The following is an 18,815-nucleotide window of genomic DNA, read 5'->3' as shown; positions in this document are numbered from 1 at the left end:
ATCGCGGTCGTTCGGCGCGCGTGAAGGAGGTTTCGCATGTACATCGCCACCAGCAGGGGAGCGGACGCCGCGGCGGAAGTCCCGAAGAGCGGCGTGAAACGGGCCGTCACCGGGAACGTCGTCGCGCTCGGCCTGGTCAGCCTCGTCACCGACATCTCGTCGGAGATGGTGACCGCGGTCCTCCCGCTCTACCTCGTCCTCGGTCTCGGCCTCAGCCCGCTGCAGTTCGGCGTGCTCGACGGCCTCTATTCCGGTGTCACCGCCGTCGTCCGGCTCGCCGGCGGGCATCTCGCGGACCGATGGCAACGGCTCAAGGCGGTCGCCTGCTTCGGTTACGGCCTCTCGGCGCTGGGCAAGATCGGCCTGATGGTGGCGGGTTCGTCCACCGTCGCGATCGGGGCGGTACTCGCGGCCGACCGCACCGGCAAAGGCGTCCGGACCGCACCTCGGGACGCGCTGATCACCTTGAGCAGCGACCCGGAACATCTCGGCCGCGCGTTCGGCGTGCACCGCGCGATGGACACCTTCGGCGCCTTCCTCGGCCCGCTGGTCGCGATGGCCGTGCTGTGGCTCAGCCTCGGCAGCTACGACTCGGTGTTCTTCACGAGCTTCTGCATCGCCGCGATCGGCGTGATCATCCTGGTGGTGCTGGTCAAGGACCACCAGCCGAAGCCGCGGGCCGAACGGCCCAAGGTCTCCTTGCGCGAGACCGCCGGCCTGATCCGGCAGGCGTCGTTCCGCCGGATCTGCGTCTGGGCGGCGCTGCTGGGCCTGGTCACCCTCAGCGACTCGTTCCTCTACCTCGTGCTGCAGCGCCGCTGGGAACTCGGCGCGGTCTTCTTTCCCTTGCTGCCGCTGGGAACCGCGGGCGTGTACCTGCTGCTCGCCGTTCCGTTCGGCAGGCTTTCGGACCGGATCGGCCGCTGGAAGGTGTTCCTCGGCGGGCACGTCGCGCTGGTCGTCGCGCTGCTGGCGCTGCTCGGCCCGGTGGACGGCGGCATCCTCGCGGTGCTGGCGCTCGTGCTGCACGGTGTCTTCTACGCCGCCACCGACGGTGTCCTGATGGCCGCCGCCGGACCGCTGCTGCCCGAGCATCAGCGGGCGAGCGGCCTGGCGCTGGTACAGACCGGGCAGGCGACGACACGGATGCTCGCGTCCGTCCTTTTCGGACTCGCCTGGACCACGTGGGATCTGCACGCCGCGGTCCTGGTCGCCGCGGGCGCCTTGACCGTGGTGGTCGTCGCGGCCGCCGCCCTCCGTCCTTTGCGGACATACGCATGAAGACACGGATCCTCGGTGTGGTCGCGGCGGTCGTGGTCCTGATCGCGGCGGCCGTCGGCTACGGTGTCCTCTCCCGGGACCGCGGGCCGGACGTCAACTCCGTCGCCGTCGTCACCGGCCAGCCGGTTTCGGTGCAGGCCAAGGGACAGCTGCTGTTCCGCAACACCGCCGAAGGCCCCGACTTCGGCCATCTCGCCACCGTCCCGGTGGACCGGCCCGGCGAACCCCGGAAGGTGTCCGGTCTCAGTTGCGACCGGTTCGCCGCATCGGCGGGGACCGCGCTGTGCCTGGCCGCGCAGCCGGGGGTGCTGCCCCCGATGACCGACGTCATCGTGCTGGACAAGGACCTCACCGAGATCCGCCGGATCGAACTGCCCGGCACCCCCAGCCGCGGCCGGGTCTCGCCGGACGGGAAGCTCGCCTACTGGACGCTGTTCGTCAACGGCGATTCCTATTCGGAGACCGGGTTTTCGACGAGGGCGGGGATCTTCAACCTGTCGACCGGGAAGCTGACGAAGAGCATCGAGGAGATGGGTCTCCTGCTCGACGGCAAGCCGTACTACTCGTCCGACGTGAACTACTGGGGAATCACCTTCGCCGCCGACGGCAAGAAGTTCTACGCCACCGTGGGGACGAAGGGGAAGACGTACCTGGTCGAGGCGGACTACGGGAAACTCGTCGCGAGGATGATCCGGGAGAACGTCGAATGCCCGTCACTTTCGCCGGACGGAAAGCGGATCGCCTTCAAGAAACGGGTTTCCGCCGATCTCGCGGCACCCTGGCGGCTGGCCGTCCTCGATCTGGCCTCCGGAAAGGAGACCATGCTGGCCGAGACGCGGAGTGTGGACGACCAGGCCGCCTGGCTCGATGACCGGACCGTGGCGTACGGGCTGGACTCGGCGATCTGGGCGGTTCCGGCGGACGGGAGCGGGGCGGCCCGTGAGCTGGTGGCGCAGGGTGCCTCGCCTGCGGGCGTGTAGGTGGCTCGTGAGTGGCTAGGACGGTTCTAACCGTCTTAGCCACTCACGAGGCAGCGGCGCCCAGGGCTCCGTCAGCCGTTGAAGTAGTCGATCAGTACGGGGGCCACGGCCTTCGGCTTGAGCATGTGCGTCTGGCCTTCGATCGTGCGGTGCTCGGCGCCGGGGACCGCCTTCGCCAGCGCGGCGACCCCGTTGCGGATCCACGCGGGGCTCTTGCCGCCGTCCATGACCAGCGTCGGCACGGAAACGCTCGCCCAGCGGCCTGCGGGCAGCGGGGTGCCGTCGTGCAGACCGTCGAACAACGCGGCGTCGTAGCGCAGGGTCGGCGCGACCTTCTTCAGCTTCGGCCAGGCCGGCATGAACTGCATCATGAAGACGACCGGGGCCGGGACCCGGACGCCTTCCCGCATGAAGGTCTTGATCGCGGCGCCGGGTCGTCCGGCGGCGATGGCCTTCTCCAGCCGTTCGTCGTAGTCGGCCGGGACCGGCGGCCGAGTGTCGTCGACGACCAGCGGGAATTCGTAGACCGCCAGTTTCGTGATCGGGAGCCCGGCCTTCGCGGCTTCGAGGGCGAGTGCCGCGCCCGAGGAGATGCCGTAGACGTGGGCGGTCCCGCCCGCTTCCTTGATCAGCGCCGCGATGTCCTCGACTTCGCGGGCGACGGAGAACGGCTCGGTGTCGCCGCTTTCGCCGCGGCCGCGGCGGTCATAGGTGTAGACGGTGAAGTGCGGGGCCAGTTCGGCGGCCAGTGGCTTGGCCGGGCCGAACTCGCGGTGGCACATCGCGCCGTCGACCAGGATGACGGCGGGGCCGGAGCCGGTGCGGGTGTAGGCGATGGTGGTGCCGTCTTGCGAGGTCACGGTGCTCATGGCGGGAATTCTCCTGGGTTCGTCTAGCGGGTTGTGCGGAGGATGACGGCGGTGACCCAGCCCCAGGCCAGCATCACGGTGGCCCAGAAGGCGAGCATCACGACGGCGTTCGCGTTGCCGGAGCTGATCCCGGCGAAGGAAGCGAAGAACGCGATGCCGGTGGCGCGGGAGTAGACGGCCCAGCCGCGGCTGCCCTCACGGGCGAAGCGGCTCGCGAACACGAAGGTCGCGACGATCAGCGAGAGGAAACCGACCGAGCCGGCGGCCATGTGCAGGACACCCGCGGTGCTGATGGTGGCCGGGCCGGTGCCGACCGGAAAACCGTTGCCGGGATCGGCCTTGAAGGCCGCGGCGAAGAGCAGGCTGACGCCGAAGACGCCCAGCAGCCGTGGCCCCCACGTGCTGCCTCTTCCCGGCTCGAGCGTCCGGCTCACGCCGATCGCTCCGGCGATCATCAGGATGCCGGTGACCAGGAAGTTCGTCACCTGGATCCAGCCCGCGTCGCCGTTGCTCAGCATGCTCGCCGGGTGCTTCGTCAGGTCGAAGCCGTCGCGGACGGCGGCCTGGGTGAGCGAGGTCAGGAAGTACAGCGGACCCGAGACGGCGCCGCAGGCGAGCAGGGCGCGCGCCGGGAGTGCGACGTGGGTCCGGGTGGCGGTGATGGTCATCGTTTCGGCCTTTCGGGGCGGGGTGCGTTGGGCCCAACTCTCGCTCCGAAAGTCACAGTTGTCAAGACAAAAAAATTTGTCGGTAGTGCCGTTGCGACACCGGGAGGCGTCGCAACCAGGTGACTACTTGCCGTTTCGCAAGGTCAGGAGGGTGATCTCGCTCGGCGCGAAGACGCGCAGCGGCGGCCCCCAGAAGCCGGTGCCGCGGCTCGTGTAGAGCTGCGTGCGCTCGCCGTGGCGCGAAAGGCCGGCCAGTACGGGCTGATCGAGCCGGACCAGGAGATGGAACGGCCAGATCTGGCCGCCGTGCGTATGCCCGGAGATCTGGAGATCGATGCCGGCCTCGGCGGCCTGCTTGACCTGCTTCGGCTGGTGGGCGAGCAGGACGACCGGGGTGCTCTCGGCGACGCCGTCGAGCGCGGCGGGCAGGTCGGGGCCGTGGCCGGGCAGGCCGGAGGCGGCGCCGGTCGGGTCGTCGATCCCGGCGAAGACGAGCGTGTCCCCACCCCGGCGGACCGGCATGTGCCGGTTGTGCAGCGGCTCCCAGCCGAGGTCGCGCATGTGGTCGAGCCAGGCCTGCGCCTCGCCGAAGTACTCGTGGTTGCCCGTGATGTAGAACTTGCCGAGCTTCGCCCGCACCTTCCCGAGCGGTGCGACCTGCTCCCGGCGTTTGGCGACGGAACCGTCGGCGAGGTCACCCGCGTGGGCCACGACGTCGGCGTCGAGTTCGTTCACCACCTCGACGACCTTCTCCGACCACTTCGTCCGGTTCAGCGGGCCGAAATGGGTGTCGGTGATGATCGCGAAACGGAGACCGTCGAGTCCGGCGCCGAGGCGGGGGATCACGACGTCGAGTTCCTTGAGCCTCGGTACGCGCCGAGCCTCGGCCATGCCGTACACCGCCAGCGCCGCGAAGGTCACCAGTACGACGCCGGAGACGATTCCCGCCGCACTGTCCACTCCGGACACGGCGAGCACGAGTCGCAGCACATTCCCGAGTACGGACAAGGAGAACAGCAGCCAGATCAGCCCGAGGGAGAGGTCGCCGATCTTCGCCGCGAGGTCGCGCTGCCACGGTCCGTGGCCGAGGACCATGCACACGGGCACGGCGACCGCCGCGGCTGCGAACACGATCGTGCCGAGGACTTCGAGCGCGGCCGGGAGTTCGGGAGATCCGACGATCGTCCACCACGGTACGCCGAACAGGAGGGCGAGAACGGCGATCAGCGTGACGACGCGGAAAAGGATGCGGGGCATGATGTCGGCCAGACTAACAGACCGACGGTCTCTACCGCGGTCTTCGCTGAGGGGCTCTCAGGTACGTAGGCGGGCGTACGCGAGATGTCGCTTCAAGGCCGACGCTTTTCGTCTTGGCCGGGAAGACACTCTTCGGCATGAAGGAGTTACGGACGATCGAACGCGTCGCCTACGTGACAGGGGCGCTCCTGTTCCTCAGCGGTCTCGTGCACGCGGTCGTGCTGGTCGCGTCGGGCGGTTCGTGGACCGGGCCGCTGTCGATGCGGAAGGCGGTCACGTTCGGCCTGTCGTTCGGGCTGACGCTGGCTTCCGTCGCCTGGGCGACGTCGTACGCCGCGGTGCGGCCGCGTGTGCGGAACGTGCTGCTCGGCGTCTTCACGGGGGCGAGCGTCGTCGAGACGGTGCTGGTGAGCATGCAGGCCTGGCGTGGCGTGCCGTCGCACTTCAACTTCGAGACCGGCTTCGACAACGCGGTCTCGACGACGCTCGCGGCGGGCGGCGGAGTCATCATCCTGACGGCGGTCTCGTTCACGGCCGCGGCGATGCGCGGCGAGGGGGAGACCACGCCGAGCATGCGGCTCGCGGTGCGGTTCGGGCTCGTCGCGCTGCTGGTGGCGCTGGGCGCGGGCGCTGCGATGATCGCGAGCGGCGTCGTCGAGGCGCGGGGCGGGAACCCGCGGATCGCGTACACCACCGCCGGCGCGCTGAAGCCGCTGCACGCGGTGGCGATGCACGCGATCCTCATCCTGCCGGGACTCGCCTGGCTGCTGCGGTTCGCGGACTGGACCGAACGGCGGCGCGTGCGGCTGGTGTGGATGGCGATCGGTGCCTATGCCGTGCTGACCGCGGTGGTGGGACTGGAGTCGGTGGCCGGGGTTTCGCCGCTGGCGGCTTCGCCGATCGAGATGGTGACCTCGGGACTCGCTTTGGCGGTGCTGGGGTCGGCGGGCTTCGCGGCCGTCCGGGAAGCCCGCCGGGCTCGTCAGCGCTCCTGGCCCACGTAAGCGCGAAGATGCCGGGCAGTGAGCGTGTCACCGGAAGCGACCAGATCGGCCGGAGTCCCGGTGAAGACCACCTGACCGCCGTCCGTCCCCGCGCCCGGCCCCAGGTCGACGATCCAGTCCGCGTGCGCCATCACCGCCTGGTGGTGCTCGATGACCACCACCGTGTTCCCGTCGTCGACGAGCCGGTCGAGCAGGCCCAGCAACTGGTCGACGTCGGCGAGGTGCAGGCCGGTGGTCGGCTCGTCGAGGACGTAGGTCGCCGACTTCTCCGCCATCCGGATGGCCAGTTTGATCCGCTGCCGTTCCCCGCCGGACAGCGTCGTGAGCGGCTGCCCGAGCCCGAGGTAGCCGAGGCCGACGTCGGACAGCCGGTCCAGGATCGTCCGCGCCTGCCCCGAGGGGAAGAATTCGCGTGCCTCGGCGACCGGCATCGCCAGGACCTCGCTGATGTCCTTGCCCCGCAGTTTGTAGGTCAGCACCTCCGCGGTGAACCGCTTGCCCTCGCATTCCTCGCAGACGGTCGCCACCCCGGCCATCATCGCCAGGTCGGTGTAGATCAGCCCGATGCCCTTGCACTTCGGGCACGCGCCTTCGGAGTTCGCGCTGAACAGGGCGGCCTTGACGCCGTTGGCCTTGGCGAACGCGGCGCGGATCGGGTCGAGCAGGCCGGTGTAGGTCGCCGGGTTGCTCCGCCGCGAGCCGCGGATGGCCGACTGGTCGAGCACCACCACGTCGTCCCTTGTGGACAGTGATCCGTGGATGAGCGAGCTCTTGCCCGAACCGGCGACCCCGGTGACCACGGTCAGCACCCCGAGCGGGATGTCGACGCTGACGTCTTTGAGGTTGTGCCTGGTCGCGTTCCGGATCGGGATCTGCCCGCGTGCCCCGCGGACGTCGGCGCGCAACCGCGCCCGGTGGTCGAGGTGCCGTCCGGTCAGCGTGCCGGACGCGCGCAGCCCGGCGACGTCGCCGGTGTAGCAGATCTGGCCGCCGTCGGGCCCCGCGCCGGGTCCGAGGTCGACGACGTGGTCGGCGATCTCGATCGTCTCCGGTTTGTGCTCGACCACGAGCACCGTGTTCCCCTTGTCCTTCAACAGGAGCAGCAGGCCGTTCATGCGCTGGATGTCGTGCGGGTGCAGCCCGACGGTCGGCTCGTCGAAGACGTAGGTGACGTCGGTGAGGCTGGATCCCAGGTGCCGCACCATCTTCACGCGCTGCGCCTCGCCGCCCGACAGCGTCCCGGATTCGCGGTCGAGGCTCAGGTAGCCGAGGCCGATCTCGACGAGCGAGTCGAGGGTGCCGCGCAGGGTCTGCATCAGGGGGCCGACCGACGGATCGTCGATCTTGTGGAGGAAGTCGGCAAGGTCGTTGATCTGCATCGACGAGCAGTCGGCGATGTTCAGCCCCTCGATCTTCGAGGACAGCGCCGCCTGGTTCAGCCGGGCGCCGTCGCACGCCGGGCACCGCCGGAAGGTGATCGCCCGGTCCACGAAGGCCCGGATGTGCGGCTGCGTGGCTTCCTTGTCCTTCGACAGGAACAGCCGCTGCACCTTCACCAGCAGGCCCTCGTAGTTGGTGTTCAACCCGCCGAGCTTCATCTTGGTGGCGGGTTTGTGCATGAAGTCTTCCCACTGCTGAGGGGTGTAGTCCTTCAGCTTGACGGCGGGATCGACGAAGCCGGATTCCGCCAGTCCCTTCCAGTACCAGCCGCCGGGCGCGAAGTTCGGGACGGTGATCGCCCCTTCGTTCAGCGAAAGCTCCTTGTCGACGAGCTGGTCGATGTCGATGGTGGAGACCTTTCCCAGGCCCTCGCATTCGGGGCACATGCCCTCGGGAAGGTTGAAGCTGAACGCGCTCGACGTCCCGATGTGCGGCCGGCCCAGCCTGCTGAAGACGATCCGCAGCATCGTGTGCGCGTCGGTCGCGGTGCCGACCGTGGAACGGGAATTGGCCCCCATCCGCTCCTGGTCGACGACGATCGCGGCGCTCAGGTTCCGCAGTGTGTCCACGTCCGGCCGTCCGACCGGGGCCATGAAGGACTGGATGAACGCGGTGTAGGTCTCGTTGATCAGCCGCTGCGACTCCGCGGCGATGGTACCGAACACCAAGGACGACTTCCCCGAACCCGAGACACCGGTGAAGACGGTGAGGCGGCGTTTGGGGATGTCCACCGAGACGTCGGCGAGGTTGTTCTCTCTGGCTCCGCGCACCTGGATCATGTCGTGGCTGTCGGCGGCCGAAGGCATGGCTCTCCCCTGGTTGGAACTCTTTAGCCTGTAAAGTGAGGGTAGCAGAGGTTAGTTTATGCTGTAAGGAGTTGGCAAGTGGTCGTCTACGCGGCGCAAGGGGACCCCCGGCGGTCGATGACGCTGCTGTGGCGGACCGAGTCGCCGGACGCCGAACGACCCGGTCCCAAACCGGGGCTTTCGGTGGACCTGATCGTCGAAACCGCCATCACCATCGCGGACGCCGAAGGCATGGCGGGTCTCTCGATGCGTGCCGTCGGGGACAGGCTCGGCCGTACGGCCATGGCGCTCTACACCTATGTCCCGAGCAAGAGCGAACTGGTCGATCTCATGTACGACAAGGCGCTCGCCGAGCTTCCGGCCTCGTACGACGGAGGCGGCTGGCGGGCCGACACCGCGCGCTGGGCCGAGGATCTCTGGGACTTCTACCTGCGGCACCCGTGGGTCCTGCAGGTCTCGCAGGCGCGGCCGGTGCTCGGGCCGAACGAGTACGTCGTCCTGGAGGCGCTGGTGAAGATCCTGCGCCGGACCGGGTTGCGCCCGGTGGCGCTGCGGCGGCTGGTCAGCGCGCTGTACTCGTGTGTGCGCGAGCCCGCCAGGACGGCTTCGGAGGCGCGGCTGGCCGAGAAGGTGACGGGGCAGTCCGACGACGAGTGGTGGTACGCGCGATCCACGCGTCTGAAGGAGGTCTCGCCGGACTTCGCCGAACGTTTCCCGACGCTGACCTGGATGGAAGGTGAGCACGCGTTCCGGATGGAGGACGAGACGGTGTCCTATCTGGAACAGGAGGCGAGGGAGGCCTTCGAGTTCTCGCTGGCGGTCCTTCTGGACGGAATCGAAGTCGCGGCGAAAGCGGAGTAGCCTTCTCCGCATGCCCTCCGATTTCGCCCTGAAGACCATGAACGCCGTCCACCGCGTCATCCAGAAGGTCAGCGGCGGCCGCGCCGGCTGGCAGGTCGCCGGGATGACCGTCCTGGAACTGACCACCATCGGCCGGAAGACCGGCCGGCCGCGCACCGTGCTGCTGACCTCGCCGCTGCGCGAGGGCGACGCGTACGTCATCGTCGCCTCCCGCGGTGGCGACGACCAGCACCCGGCGTGGTTTCTCAACCTCCGCGACAACCCCGACGTCCAGGTCACCCTGAAGGGCGAGACCGCGCGGCCGATGGTCGCGAGTGTCGCCGACGCCGAGCTGCGTGCCCGCCTGTGGCCCAAGATCACCGCGCACTACAAGAACTACGCGCAGTACCAGACCAAGACCGAGCGGGAGATCCCCGTCGTCCTGCTGTCGCCCAAGGTGTGACGCCCGGCATCCCCCGCGCGGGCCGGGTCCATCGGCCCTACCGGCGAGTCGGTAGGCCGGGGACCGTGGACCCCGACGAAGTACACGACGAGAACGCGGGGATGCCGATGTCCGACTCCTGGGGTCTCGAGACGCTCGACCGCGAGCAGTGCCTGGCACTGCTCGCGGTCGAGCGTCTCGGCCGGGTGGTGTTCACCTCCCGGGCCTTGCCGGCGATCCAGCCCGCGCGGTTCGCGCTCCACCACGGCGCGATCGTGGTGCGGACGCCGTCACAGAGCGCGTTGTTCGCCGGGATACTCGACAGTGTGGTGGCGTTCGCCGTAGACGAGTTCGCCAAGGACCTGGGGACCGGCTGGTACGTCACCGTCGTCGGCCGCGCCTCCGAGGTGCGTGATCCGATCGTGATCGCCGAACTCGCGACCTTGCCACTGGCTTGCTGGACTGGTCGGTCGGATTCCCGGTATCTTCGGATCCCGATCGAGTCGGTCACCGGTAGGAGGATCCTCGGCGCTCGCGGTAACGAAGCACTGTCCGTGATCGACCCACAAGATGAGCGATCCGGGCGCGTCTGTCATTCCTGACCCCACTGCCCGGGGAGTTACTCCGGGACGGTGACGCAGTGCGGCGCGTGAGTGCGGCGAGTGACGCCAAGGCACCCAGGATTCTGGACGCGGTGGCGGGGATCGCCCGCGACCTCAGTCTCTCCGAGGTCCTGCGGCGGATGGTCGAGTCCGCCTGTGAGCTGACCGGTGCGCCGTTCGGCGCGTTGAGCGTGCCCGATTCGGGGGAGTTCATCCGCTTCGGTGCCGCCTGGGAACGGCCGCCGTCCGAGGACGAATCCCGCGTGATGCCCATCCGGACGCGCGGCCGCATCTTCGGGATGCTGTACCTCGCCCGCAAACCGGACGGTGAGGAGTTCACCGAATCCGAGGACGACCTGCTCGTCGCGCTCACCGCGGCGGCCGGTGTCGTGATCGAGAACGCCGTGCTGTTCGACCAGGCGCAGCGGCGAGAACGCTGGCTCGAAGCCTCCTATCACGTCACCGGCGCGCTCCTGGCCGACCAGGATCTGACCGCGACCCTCCGCCTGATCGCCGAACGCGCCCGCGTCGTCGCCGGTGCCACCGCGGGCGCGGTGGCCCGTCCCCGCGGCGACGGCCAGCTGGTCTTCGAGGTCGTCGAGCCGCCGGGCCCGGACGCGGACCGGCTCGCCGGGATCGTCGTGCCGACCGAGGGCACCGCGACCGGGATGGCGTTCACCACCGGCGAACCCGTCGTGGTCCGGGACTACGGCGAGAAGGTCGTCGAGTACCAGAGCGAGCGCGGTGCCGTCATGCCCGCGGCGATCAAGGACCTCGACTCCACGGTCGTCGTCCCGCTGATCGCCGGCGAGGAGAAACTAGGTGTCCTGCTGGTGGCGAAGTTCCGCGACAGGACCCCTTTCTCCGCCTACGACGTCCAGCTCGCGGAGACCTTCGCGGCGCACGCCGCGCTCGCGGTCGAATTCGCCCGCGCGCAGCAGGACAGGCAGCGGCTCGCCGTCTTCGAGGACCGCGATCGGATCGCCCGCGACCTGCACGACCTGGTGATCCAGCGGCTGTTCGCGATCGGGCTCGGCCTGGAGGGACTCAGCAAGCTCGCGAGCGAACCAGCAGTCGCCGGTCGCGTGACCGGTTTCGCGCACGAGATCGACCGCACGATCCGGGAGATCCGCAACAGCATCTTTTCGCTCCAGGAACCGGCGGAAGCGCAGGGCAGCCTCCGGTCGGAGCTGCTGCGCGTCGCGCTGGACGCGGGCTGCGCGTCGGAACCCCGGGTCGGGTTCGACGGGCCGCTCGACTCGACCGTGCCGGACACGGTCCGCTCGGATCTCATCGCGACCCTGCGCGAGGCACTGTCCAATGTGGTCAGACACGCCGCGGCGACGACGGTTTCGGTCGACGTCTCGGTCGACCGCGACGGGCGGCGGCTGAAGCTTTCGGTGGTGGACGACGGCGTCGGCATGCCCGCCGAACCAGGTCGTCGCAGCGGGGTGGCGAACCTCGCCGAACGTGCGGCCCGCTGGAACGGGTCGTTCAGTGTCGAAGCGAGGCCGGAGGGCGGGACGAGGCTCGACTGGTCGGTGGAGCTGCCGGCCCGACAGGGGAGTGTGGGATGACGATTTCGGTGTTCCTGCTGGACGATCACGAACTCGTCCGCACCGGGCTGAAGACCGTCTTCGAGGCCGAAGACGATCTCACCGTGGTCGGCGAGGCGTCCACGGCCGCCGAGGCCTACGTGCGGATCCCCGCGGTCAAACCCCAGGTCGCGGTGCTCGACGTCCGGCTGCCGGACGGTGAAGGGGTCAGCGTCTGCCGGGAGATCCGGGCGTCCGTCGATCCGCCGCCCGCCTGCCTGATGCTGACCTCCTATTCGGACGACGACGCGTTGTTCGGCGCGATCATGGCGGGCGCGGCCGGGTACATGCTCAAGCAGGTCTCCGGTGACGCGCTCGTCAAGGCGGTCCGCACGGTCGCCGCGGGCGGATCGCTCCTGGACAGCACGCTGACGGCGTCGGTGATGAACCGGCTGCGCGGCGAAAGCGACCTCCCGGACCCGCGTTACGAACAGCTGAGCCCGCAGGAGCGGCGGGTGCTCGACCACATCGCCGACGGGCTGACGAACCGCCAGATCGCGGAAAAGCTCTACCTGGCGGAGAAGACGGTCAAGAACTACGTGTCTTCCCTGCTGCACAAGCTCGGTTTCGAACGCCGGACCGCAGCCGCCGTCTACGCCACGCAACGCCGCAGGTCCACCTCCTAGAAGGCACAAGGCGAGCTGAAGGGACTTTCCCCGCATGCGATGCGGGTAAAGCGCCCTTCGCCGCGCGCGACGAGGGGAAAGTCCCCTTCAGCCTCACCCGGCGACCGACGCGCCGCCTTCTCAGAAGAAGGTGAACCCGCCGGCGAAATCGGGATCCTCGCGCAGCACCCGGCGCAGTTCGTGGAGCGCCCGGTGCTGGGTGACGCGGACCGCGCCCGCGCTCGCCATGTCCAGCGCGTCGGCGGTCTCTTCGGCGCTGTACCCGTGGACCACGCGCAGCAGCAGCACGGCGCGTTGCTTCGCCGAAAGGATTTCGAACAGCCGCGACAACCGGCGGCCGCGGTCCGCCTTCTCGACCTCTTCGAACGTCGGATTCCACGGCCCGTCCTGTTCGGGCTCCGGATCGGGCACCGGCGCGGACGGGTCGCGGGCGAGGTTCCGGCGGACGTCGGCGACCTTGTGCGAGGCGATCCCGAAGACGTACGGCAGGAAGCTGTCGTCCTGGTAGCTGTAGCGCGGCAAGGCGACGAGGACGGCCATCAGGACCTCCTGCGTGCAGTCGTCGGCACTGGAGACGCCGCGTGTCGTCATGCCCAGCCTGCCCACGCAGTATCGGAACACGATCGGCCGGAGAAGCGCCAGCAGGCTCCCGACGGCCCGCCGGTCACCCTTGATCGCCGCACGGATCAGTTCGCCGTCCGGCTCTCCCGGGCGGGGCTGATATGCCGGGCGTATGGCTTCGGACACGGTCATCACGCCGGATGGACCGTTCTCGACACTTGCCTGTGCGTTCCCATCGTCCCCACCTCCCGAAAGCCCCCAGGCCTGTTTGGCCCTTTCGACGTTACGGAGCGCGTCCGCGCGTCACACCGGTACAGCAGCCCGGAGTAGTCGGGTCTTTAGGCCCTGGTGTCCCCGGGGTATGGACTTTCGCCAGATTGGTCTAGACAATTAGCCCAGCGCGGCGGCAGGCCGCCCTTTTACGGAGGAATCGCGATGAGGCGTTCCAGATCCTTGGCTTTTCTGGCCGTTTTGGTGCTCACCTTCACCGGCCTGATAACGGGCGGCGGTACCGCGAACGCGGCCAACCTGCTCCTCAATCCCGGTTTCGAGGCGGGTTCGACGTCCGGCTGGTCCTGCGCGGCGGGCGCGGCCGTGAGCACACCGGTCCGTTCTGGCGGTTACGCCGTCGCTGTGACGCCCGGCTCGACGATCGGCAAGTGTGCACAGACGGTATCCGTCCAGCCGAACACGACCTACGCGGTTTCGGCCTGGGTGAACGGGAACCCGGTGTATCTCGGGGTCACGGGCGGGCCGTCGACGTGGACCGCGGCGACCTCTTACACGCAGTTGTCGCTTTCGTTCACGACGGCGGCCACACAGACGACGGCGGAGGTGTACGTCCACGGCTGGTACGGGTCAGGCACCTTTTACGCGGACGACATCAACCTCGACGGACCCGGCGGTGGCACCCCCGGAGCACCGCCGACACCGGGAAGCCCGGCCGTGGGCACGGTGACGAACTCGTCGATCGCGCTCTCGTGGGGCGCCTCGGCGGGGACGGTGACCGGCTATCGCGTGTACGAGGGCGGGAACGTGGTCGCGACGGTGACCGGGACTTCGGCGACGATCTCGGGACTGACGGCCTGTTCGTCACACAACTACTCGGTGGCCGCGTACAACAGCGCGGGCGAATCGCCGAAGACCACGGAAGCGGGCGCCACGACCTCCGGTTGCGTCGACACCGGCCTGCCGAAGCACGCGTTGATCGGCTACCTGCACGCGAGTTTCGCCAACGGTTCCGGCTACACGCGGATGGCCGACGTCCCGGCGGCGTGGGACATCGTCAACCTGGCCTTCGGCGAGCCGACCTCGGTGACCTCCGGCGACATCCGCTTCACCCGGTGCCCGGTCGCTGAATGCCCGACCGTCGAAAGCGACGCGGATTTCATCGCCGCGATCCGCGCGAAGCAGGCGCAGGGCAAGAAGGTCCTGATCTCCATCGGCGGGCAGAACGGCCAGGTGCAGCTGACCACGACCGCGGCACGCGACGCGTTCGTCAGTTCGGTGTCGGCGATCATCGACCGATACGGGCTGAACGGGCTCGACATCGACTTCGAGGGACACTCGCTGTACCTCAACGCCGGCGACAACGACTTCCGCAACCCGACCACGCCGGTGATCGTCAATCTCATTTCGGCGCTGAAGACGCTGAAAGCCAAGTACGGTGCGGGATTCGTGCTCACGATGGCGCCGGAGACGTTCTTCGTGCAGACCGGGTACCAGTACTACGGAGGCCTCGGCGGCGCCGACAACCGGACGGGTTCGTACCTGCCGGTGATCCACGCGATGCGGGACGCGCTGACCGTGCTGCACGTCCAGGACTACAACTCCGGACCGGTGATGGGCCTGGACAACCAGTACCACTTCATGGGCGGCGCGGACTTCCACATCGCGATGACCGACATGATCAAGGCGGGATTCACGGTGTCCTCGACCGGATTCCGGTTCCCGGGGCTGCGTGAGGACCAGATCGCGTTCGGCCTGCCCGCCGCGGTGAGCGCGGGCAACGGGCACACCGCGCCGGCGGCGGTGCATTCGGCGCTGAACTGCCTGGTGAAGAACTCCGGCTGCGGTTCGTACTCGCTGCGCGGTGGTGCATCGCCGGCGTTGCGCGGCCTGATGACGTGGTCGATCAACTGGGACCGGTACTACGGGTGGGAATTCCAGAACGCCCACGAACCGTTCCTGAACGCCCTGCCCTGACCCCTGCTGGCCGCGCAAGTAGGTGCCGAATGGCGGTCCTTGCGCGCGCATCGACCGCAATTAGGTGACTGGTTGCGGAGGAGAAGCCTTCGGGACGGCTGCGGTTGCGGAGGCATCACCCCAAGTATGTGAAGGACCCCTTCCTGTACCCAGGCGCAAGGAAGGGGTCCTTCACGTACTCACGCTCGCGGCCGTCGCGCGGTCGCCCGCGCAAGTAGGTGCCGAATGGCGGTCCTTGCGCGCGGATCGACCGCAATTAGGTGACTGGTTGCGTGAAGGAGCGGGCCCGCACCGTGCAGCATCGGTGCGGGCCCGCGGTTCGGGGAGTACTTACCAGGGAAGGGACGTCAGAAGCCCGCGGTGATCCGCGTGAAGTCCCAGTCGTTCTGCGCGATGCCACTGCAGTTCTCGGCGACCCCGCCGCCTGCGCAGCCCCGGTCACGGTTGGTCGACCAGAACGCGAGCCTGGCGATCTTGTTGGTCTTGGACCAGTTCGTGATGCGGGTCCAGGTGTCGAGACTCGTCAGTTCCCGCTGGTCCGAAAGGCCGTTCATCCCGCTGATGCCCAGGTGGCCGTACGCCGTGGCGTCGTTCCACCCGAACGTCGACTTCAGCTTGTCCCGCAGGCCGTTCGCGGCGTTGATGGTGTTCCCGTACATGTCGGCGCCACCACCGAAGTCGAACGGCATGATCGTGTAGACGTCGATCCCGGCGTTCAGCGCCTTCGACTGGTCGATGAGCCGCTGGCCCCAGAAGTTCGGGCCGGTGGTCGTCGTGCCGAAGGTGAGGATGGTCTGGATACCGGGGTTGTTCGCCTTCACGATCTTCAGCGCGTTCAGGACGCGGTCCTGTACGACCGCGTTCTCGAACTCGTCGGTGTTTTCGATGTCGATGTCGATCGCCTTGAGACCGTAGGCGTCGATCACCTTCTGGTAGGCCCCGGCGAGCGCTTCCGGCGTCGAGCAGTTCGGGCCGAGCTTGTTGCCGCTCCACCCGCCGAAGGACGGCACGATCTGCCCGCCCGCGGCCTTGATCTGCGCGATCGCGTTCGCGTCGACGCCGCCCTGCAGCGGACGGCTGCCGTCCCAAGCGGGATCGCACCCACCGGACGACAGGATGAACGCCAACGTGAACCACTTGATCCCGGTCGCGTTCATGACCGTCTGCGGATTCGGCGGGCTGCCCCAGCCCATGTACAGATACGGCGCGCCACGGCCGCCGGGCAGCGGCGGGTTGCTCGTGGTCGTCGTCGGGGAGGTCGACGTCGTGGGCGTGGTCGTGGTGGTGGGCGTGATCGTGGTGGTGGGCGTGGTCGGCGTCGTGGTCGGGCCGCCGCCGCCCGGATCACAGGAACCACCGTTGATCTTGCAGTTCGCCGGGGCGACGTAGCCCCCGGAGTACTTGACGTTGAACCCGAAACTGGTGTTGCCACCGTTGGAAAGGTTGCCGTTCCAGGTGTTCTTCACCGTCACGTGCTGCCCGGAGACCGAGTAGCTGCCGTCCCACAGCGAAGCGATCGAGTGCCCCGCGGGGAGGTCGAATTCGACCGTCCACGCGGGAAGGTTCGATCCCGAGTTGTTGGTGATCGTGTACTTGCCTTCCCAGCCGGAGCCCCAATCGGAGCCTTTGCTGAAGGCGGCGCCGACACCGCCGGCCGCGGAGGCCGGCGCGATCACGAGGACCGCGCCGGCCGTTGCGGCAGCGGCGGACAGGCCCACAGCCTGGATCCAAGTCCGCTTGGCCACTGTCAACCTCTCAGTTCAGGCCATTGCGCATGGCCGTGACGAGTTCACCATTTGAGGTGTCACCGCTGAGCTCCCAGAAGAACGCGCCACCGAGACCTTGGTTCTTGGTCCAGCCCATCTTTCCGTTGATGGTCGCGGGAGTGTCGTAGCTCCACCAGTTGTTGCCGCACTTCGCGTACGCGGTGCCCGCGATCGTGCCGGTCGACGGGCAGCTGTTCTTGAGGATCTTGTAGTCCTCGATGCCCGCCTCGTAAGTGCCCGGTGCCGCACCGGTCGCGGTGCCGCCCGGGGCGTCCTGCGTGACGCCGGTCCAGCCTCGGCCGTAGAAACCGATGCCCAGCAACAGTTTGCTGGCCGGAACGCCCTTGGCCTTGAGCTTCTGGATGGCGTCGTCGGAGTTGAAGCCCTGCTGCGGGATGCCCGGGTACGCGGTCAGCGGCGAGTGCGGGGCCGTCGGACCCTGCGCCGCCCAGGCGCCGAAGAAGTCGTACGTCATGACGTTGTACCAGTCGAAGTACGCCGAAGCGGGGCCGTAGTCGGCGGAGTCGATCTTGCCGCCGCTGCTGGCGTCCGCGGTGATCGCGGCGGTGACCAGGAACGAGGAACCGAACTTGGTGCGCAGCGCCTGAGCCACGTTCTTGATCGCGGCGGGGCCGCTGGTGTCACAGGTGAGACCGCAGGCGTTCGGGTACTCCCAGTCGATGTCGATGCCGTCGAAGACGTCGGCCCACCGCGGGTCCTTGATCAGCTTGTAGCAGGACTCCGCGAACGCGGTCGGGTTCTTCGAAGCCTGGCCGAAGCCGCCGGACCAGGTCCAGCCACCGAACGACCACAGCACCTTGAGGCCCGGGTACATCTTCTTCAGCTTGCGCAGCTGGTTGAAGTTACCGCGCAGCGCGCCCGCGTCCCACGTGTCCGCGACACCGTCCACACTGGACCCGGCGTCGTAGAACTTGTCGTAGTCGGCGTAGGTGTCGTCGTTCGCCGTGCAGGAACCGTTGGTGACGTTGCCGAACGCGTAGTTGATGTGCGTCAGCTTCGCCGCGGAACCGGAAGTGTGAATGTTCTTCACGTGGTAGTTACGGCCGTAGACGCCCCACTGCACGAAGTAGCCGAGGTTCTTCTTCGCGCCCGGGTTCGGGTTCGAAGTCGTCGTGGTCGGCGGGTTGCTCGTGGTGGTCGTGGGCGGGTTCGACGTCGTGGGGTTGGACGTCGTGGTGGTCGGGGTGGTCGGCGTCGTGGTCGGGCCGCCACCGCCCGGGTCACAGGAGCCGCCGTTGATCTTGCAGTTGGCGGGCGCGGTGTAGGTCCCGGAGTACTTGACGTTGAAGCCGAAGCTGATGGAAGCACCGTTGGAAACGTTGCCGTTCCAGGTGTTCTTGACGGTCACGTGCTGACCGGAGACGGAGTAGCTGCCATCCCACAGTGAAGCGATCGAGTGTCCCGCCGCGAGATCGAACTCGAGGGTCCAGGAGGTCAGGCCCGATCCCGAGTTGTTGGTGATCGTGTACTTGCCTTCCCAGCCGGAGCCCCAGTCCGAACCCTTGGTCAGGGTGGCTCCGACCCCGCCCGCCGCGTTCGCCGGGACGGTCACCAGACCGACCGCCAGCGCCGCGACGGCCGTGAACAGGCCGACCAGATGCCATCTTTTTCTCGACATTTCACTCCTTACAACCCGGTGCAGGGAAATGATCTTGGAGATGATTTCGTCAAAGGGAAATCGGCGACATCGCGTTGCCGCGGCCGAAGCCGGGCAGGCGGGGATGCGTCTTCATCGACCACCTCCATGCGGAACGCTTTGTTGCGGGAGACGGTACGTGGTCTGGACCAATATGGGAAGCGTCACTACGTAGAGTGGTGATTTTCCTGCGAACGGCCTAATACGTTCGACAGC

The 18,815-nt window shown here is 68.1% G+C and carries 16 protein-coding genes; 9 read left to right on the top strand and 7 right to left on the bottom strand.

Annotated elements, in window-relative coordinates; all coding sequences use genetic code 11:
* The first annotated feature begins 36 nt into the window (after positions 1 to 36).
* Positions 37 to 1,281: an MFS transporter gene (locus H074_RS01355; protein WP_007028216.1), complete on the top strand. Its 1,245-nt coding sequence runs from the start codon at positions 37 to 39 to the stop codon at positions 1,279 to 1,281.
* Positions 1,278 to 2,261 (top strand): TolB-like translocation protein, encoded by a 984-nt coding sequence (locus H074_RS01350; protein WP_007028215.1) that lies wholly within the window; start codon positions 1,278 to 1,280, stop codon positions 2,259 to 2,261. The genes H074_RS01355 and H074_RS01350 overlap by 4 nt, the downstream gene beginning before the upstream one ends.
* A gap of 71 nt (positions 2,262 to 2,332) precedes the next feature.
* On the opposite strand, the gene H074_RS01345 is transcribed toward H074_RS01350, so the two are convergent.
* The 3 genes from H074_RS01345 to H074_RS01335 form a co-directional block, all read right to left on the bottom strand.
* The gene (locus tag H074_RS01345) at positions 2,333 to 3,130 is read right to left on the bottom strand and encodes an alpha/beta fold hydrolase (RefSeq protein WP_007028214.1); all 798 of its coding nucleotides are present in this window, start codon (positions 3,128 to 3,130) and stop codon (positions 2,333 to 2,335) included.
* Between the two features lie 23 nt (positions 3,131 to 3,153).
* Positions 3,154 to 3,798 carry a DUF998 domain-containing protein gene (locus H074_RS01340; protein ID WP_007028213.1) on the bottom strand — a complete coding sequence of 215 codons (645 nt, stop codon included), beginning with the start codon at positions 3,796 to 3,798 and terminating at the stop codon, positions 3,154 to 3,156.
* A gap of 123 nt (positions 3,799 to 3,921) precedes the next feature.
* A complete protein-coding gene (locus H074_RS01335) occupies positions 3,922 to 5,055 on the bottom strand; it encodes a metallophosphoesterase (RefSeq protein ID WP_007028212.1) in 1,134 nt (377 codons plus the stop codon).
* A 137-nt stretch (positions 5,056 to 5,192) separates the two neighbouring features.
* On the opposite strand from H074_RS01335, the gene H074_RS01330 reads away from it, so the two are divergent.
* A complete protein-coding gene (locus tag H074_RS01330) occupies positions 5,193 to 6,059 on the top strand; it encodes a hypothetical protein (RefSeq protein WP_039921193.1) in 867 nt (288 codons plus the stop codon).
* Here the strand turns inward: H074_RS01330 and H074_RS01325 are convergent.
* Positions 6,038 to 8,305, bottom strand: a complete 2,268-nt coding sequence (locus H074_RS01325; RefSeq protein ID WP_007028210.1) for an ATP-binding cassette domain-containing protein — start codon at positions 8,303 to 8,305, stop codon at positions 6,038 to 6,040. The genes H074_RS01330 and H074_RS01325 overlap by 22 nt on opposite strands.
* Positions 8,306 to 8,383: 78 nt before the next feature.
* Here H074_RS01325 and H074_RS01320 point away from each other — a divergent pair, with 78 nt between their 5' ends.
* The 5 genes from H074_RS01320 (at position 8,384) to H074_RS01300 (ending at position 12,410) form a co-directional block, all read left to right on the top strand.
* Positions 8,384 to 9,166, top strand: a complete 783-nt coding sequence (locus tag H074_RS01320) for a TetR/AcrR family transcriptional regulator (protein WP_007028209.1) — start codon at positions 8,384 to 8,386, stop codon at positions 9,164 to 9,166.
* A gap of 10 nt (positions 9,167 to 9,176) precedes the next feature.
* Positions 9,177 to 9,608, top strand: a complete 432-nt coding sequence (locus tag H074_RS01315; protein WP_007028208.1) for a nitroreductase family deazaflavin-dependent oxidoreductase — start codon at positions 9,177 to 9,179, stop codon at positions 9,606 to 9,608.
* Between the two features lie 101 nt (positions 9,609 to 9,709).
* Positions 9,710 to 10,189: a pyridoxamine 5'-phosphate oxidase family protein gene (locus tag H074_RS01310; RefSeq protein ID WP_051071870.1), complete on the top strand. Its 480-nt coding sequence runs from the start codon at positions 9,710 to 9,712 to the stop codon at positions 10,187 to 10,189.
* A gap of 47 nt (positions 10,190 to 10,236) precedes the next feature.
* Positions 10,237 to 11,766: a GAF domain-containing protein gene (locus tag H074_RS01305; protein ID WP_420805358.1), complete on the top strand. Its 1,530-nt coding sequence runs from the start codon at positions 10,237 to 10,239 to the stop codon at positions 11,764 to 11,766.
* A complete protein-coding gene (locus H074_RS01300; protein WP_007028205.1) occupies positions 11,763 to 12,410 on the top strand; it encodes a response regulator in 648 nt (215 codons plus the stop codon). The genes H074_RS01305 and H074_RS01300 overlap by 4 nt, the downstream gene beginning before the upstream one ends.
* A 120-nt stretch (positions 12,411 to 12,530) precedes the next feature.
* Here H074_RS01300 and H074_RS01295 read toward each other — a convergent pair whose 3' ends face one another.
* Positions 12,531 to 13,163 (bottom strand): sigma-70 family RNA polymerase sigma factor, encoded by a 633-nt coding sequence (locus tag H074_RS01295; RefSeq protein WP_007028204.1) that lies wholly within the window; start codon positions 13,161 to 13,163, stop codon positions 12,531 to 12,533.
* A 243-nt stretch (positions 13,164 to 13,406) separates the two neighbouring features.
* On the opposite strand from H074_RS01295, the gene H074_RS01290 reads away from it, so the two are divergent.
* On the top strand, positions 13,407 to 15,176 hold the full coding sequence (locus H074_RS01290) for a chitinase (RefSeq protein ID WP_039921191.1): 1,770 nt from the start codon (positions 13,407 to 13,409) through the stop codon (positions 15,174 to 15,176).
* A gap of 347 nt (positions 15,177 to 15,523) precedes the next feature.
* On the opposite strand, the gene H074_RS01285 is transcribed toward H074_RS01290, so the two are convergent.
* Both H074_RS01285 and H074_RS01280 read right to left on the bottom strand, forming a co-directional pair.
* A complete protein-coding gene (locus H074_RS01285; protein WP_007028202.1) occupies positions 15,524 to 16,894 on the bottom strand; it encodes a cellulose binding domain-containing protein in 1,371 nt (456 codons plus the stop codon).
* 37 nt (positions 16,895 to 16,931) lie between these two features.
* On the bottom strand, positions 16,932 to 18,581 hold the full coding sequence (locus H074_RS01280) for a glycosyl hydrolase family 18 protein (protein WP_007028201.1): 1,650 nt from the start codon (positions 18,579 to 18,581) through the stop codon (positions 16,932 to 16,934).
* Positions 18,582 to 18,815 lie beyond the last annotated feature (234 nt).

This window comes from Amycolatopsis decaplanina DSM 44594, from assembly GCF_000342005.1.
Classification (GTDB): Bacteria; Actinomycetota; Actinomycetes; order Mycobacteriales; family Pseudonocardiaceae; genus Amycolatopsis; species Amycolatopsis decaplanina.
The sequence above is the reverse complement of the archived record's forward strand: the minus strand, read 5'-3'. Positions and strand labels throughout refer to the sequence as shown.

Coding starts and splice junctions, on each gene's coding strand:
- H074_RS01355 (WP_007028216.1), top strand. CDS start 37: ATGTACATCGCCACCAGCAGGGGAGCGGACGCCGCGGCGGAAGTCCCG.
- H074_RS01350 (WP_007028215.1), top strand. CDS start 1,278: ATGAAGACACGGATCCTCGGTGTGGTCGCGGCGGTCGTGGTCCTGATC.
- H074_RS01345 (WP_007028214.1), bottom strand. CDS start 3,130: ATGAGCACCGTGACCTCGCAAGACGGCACCACCATCGCCTACACCCGC.
- H074_RS01340 (WP_007028213.1), bottom strand. CDS start 3,798: ATGACCATCACCGCCACCCGGACCCACGTCGCACTCCCGGCGCGCGCC.
- H074_RS01335 (WP_007028212.1), bottom strand. CDS start 5,055: ATGCCCCGCATCCTTTTCCGCGTCGTCACGCTGATCGCCGTTCTCGCC.
- H074_RS01330 (WP_039921193.1), top strand. CDS start 5,193: ATGAAGGAGTTACGGACGATCGAACGCGTCGCCTACGTGACAGGGGCG.
- H074_RS01325 (WP_007028210.1), bottom strand. CDS start 8,305: ATGCCTTCGGCCGCCGACAGCCACGACATGATCCAGGTGCGCGGAGCC.
- H074_RS01315 (WP_007028208.1), top strand. CDS start 9,177: ATGCCCTCCGATTTCGCCCTGAAGACCATGAACGCCGTCCACCGCGTC.
- H074_RS01310 (WP_051071870.1), top strand. CDS start 9,710: ATGCCGATGTCCGACTCCTGGGGTCTCGAGACGCTCGACCGCGAGCAG.
- H074_RS01300 (WP_007028205.1), top strand. CDS start 11,763: ATGACGATTTCGGTGTTCCTGCTGGACGATCACGAACTCGTCCGCACC.
- H074_RS01295 (WP_007028204.1), bottom strand. CDS start 13,163: ATGACCGTGTCCGAAGCCATACGCCCGGCATATCAGCCCCGCCCGGGA.
- H074_RS01290 (WP_039921191.1), top strand. CDS start 13,407: ATGAGGCGTTCCAGATCCTTGGCTTTTCTGGCCGTTTTGGTGCTCACC.
- H074_RS01280 (WP_007028201.1), bottom strand. CDS start 18,581: ATGTCGAGAAAAAGATGGCATCTGGTCGGCCTGTTCACGGCCGTCGCG.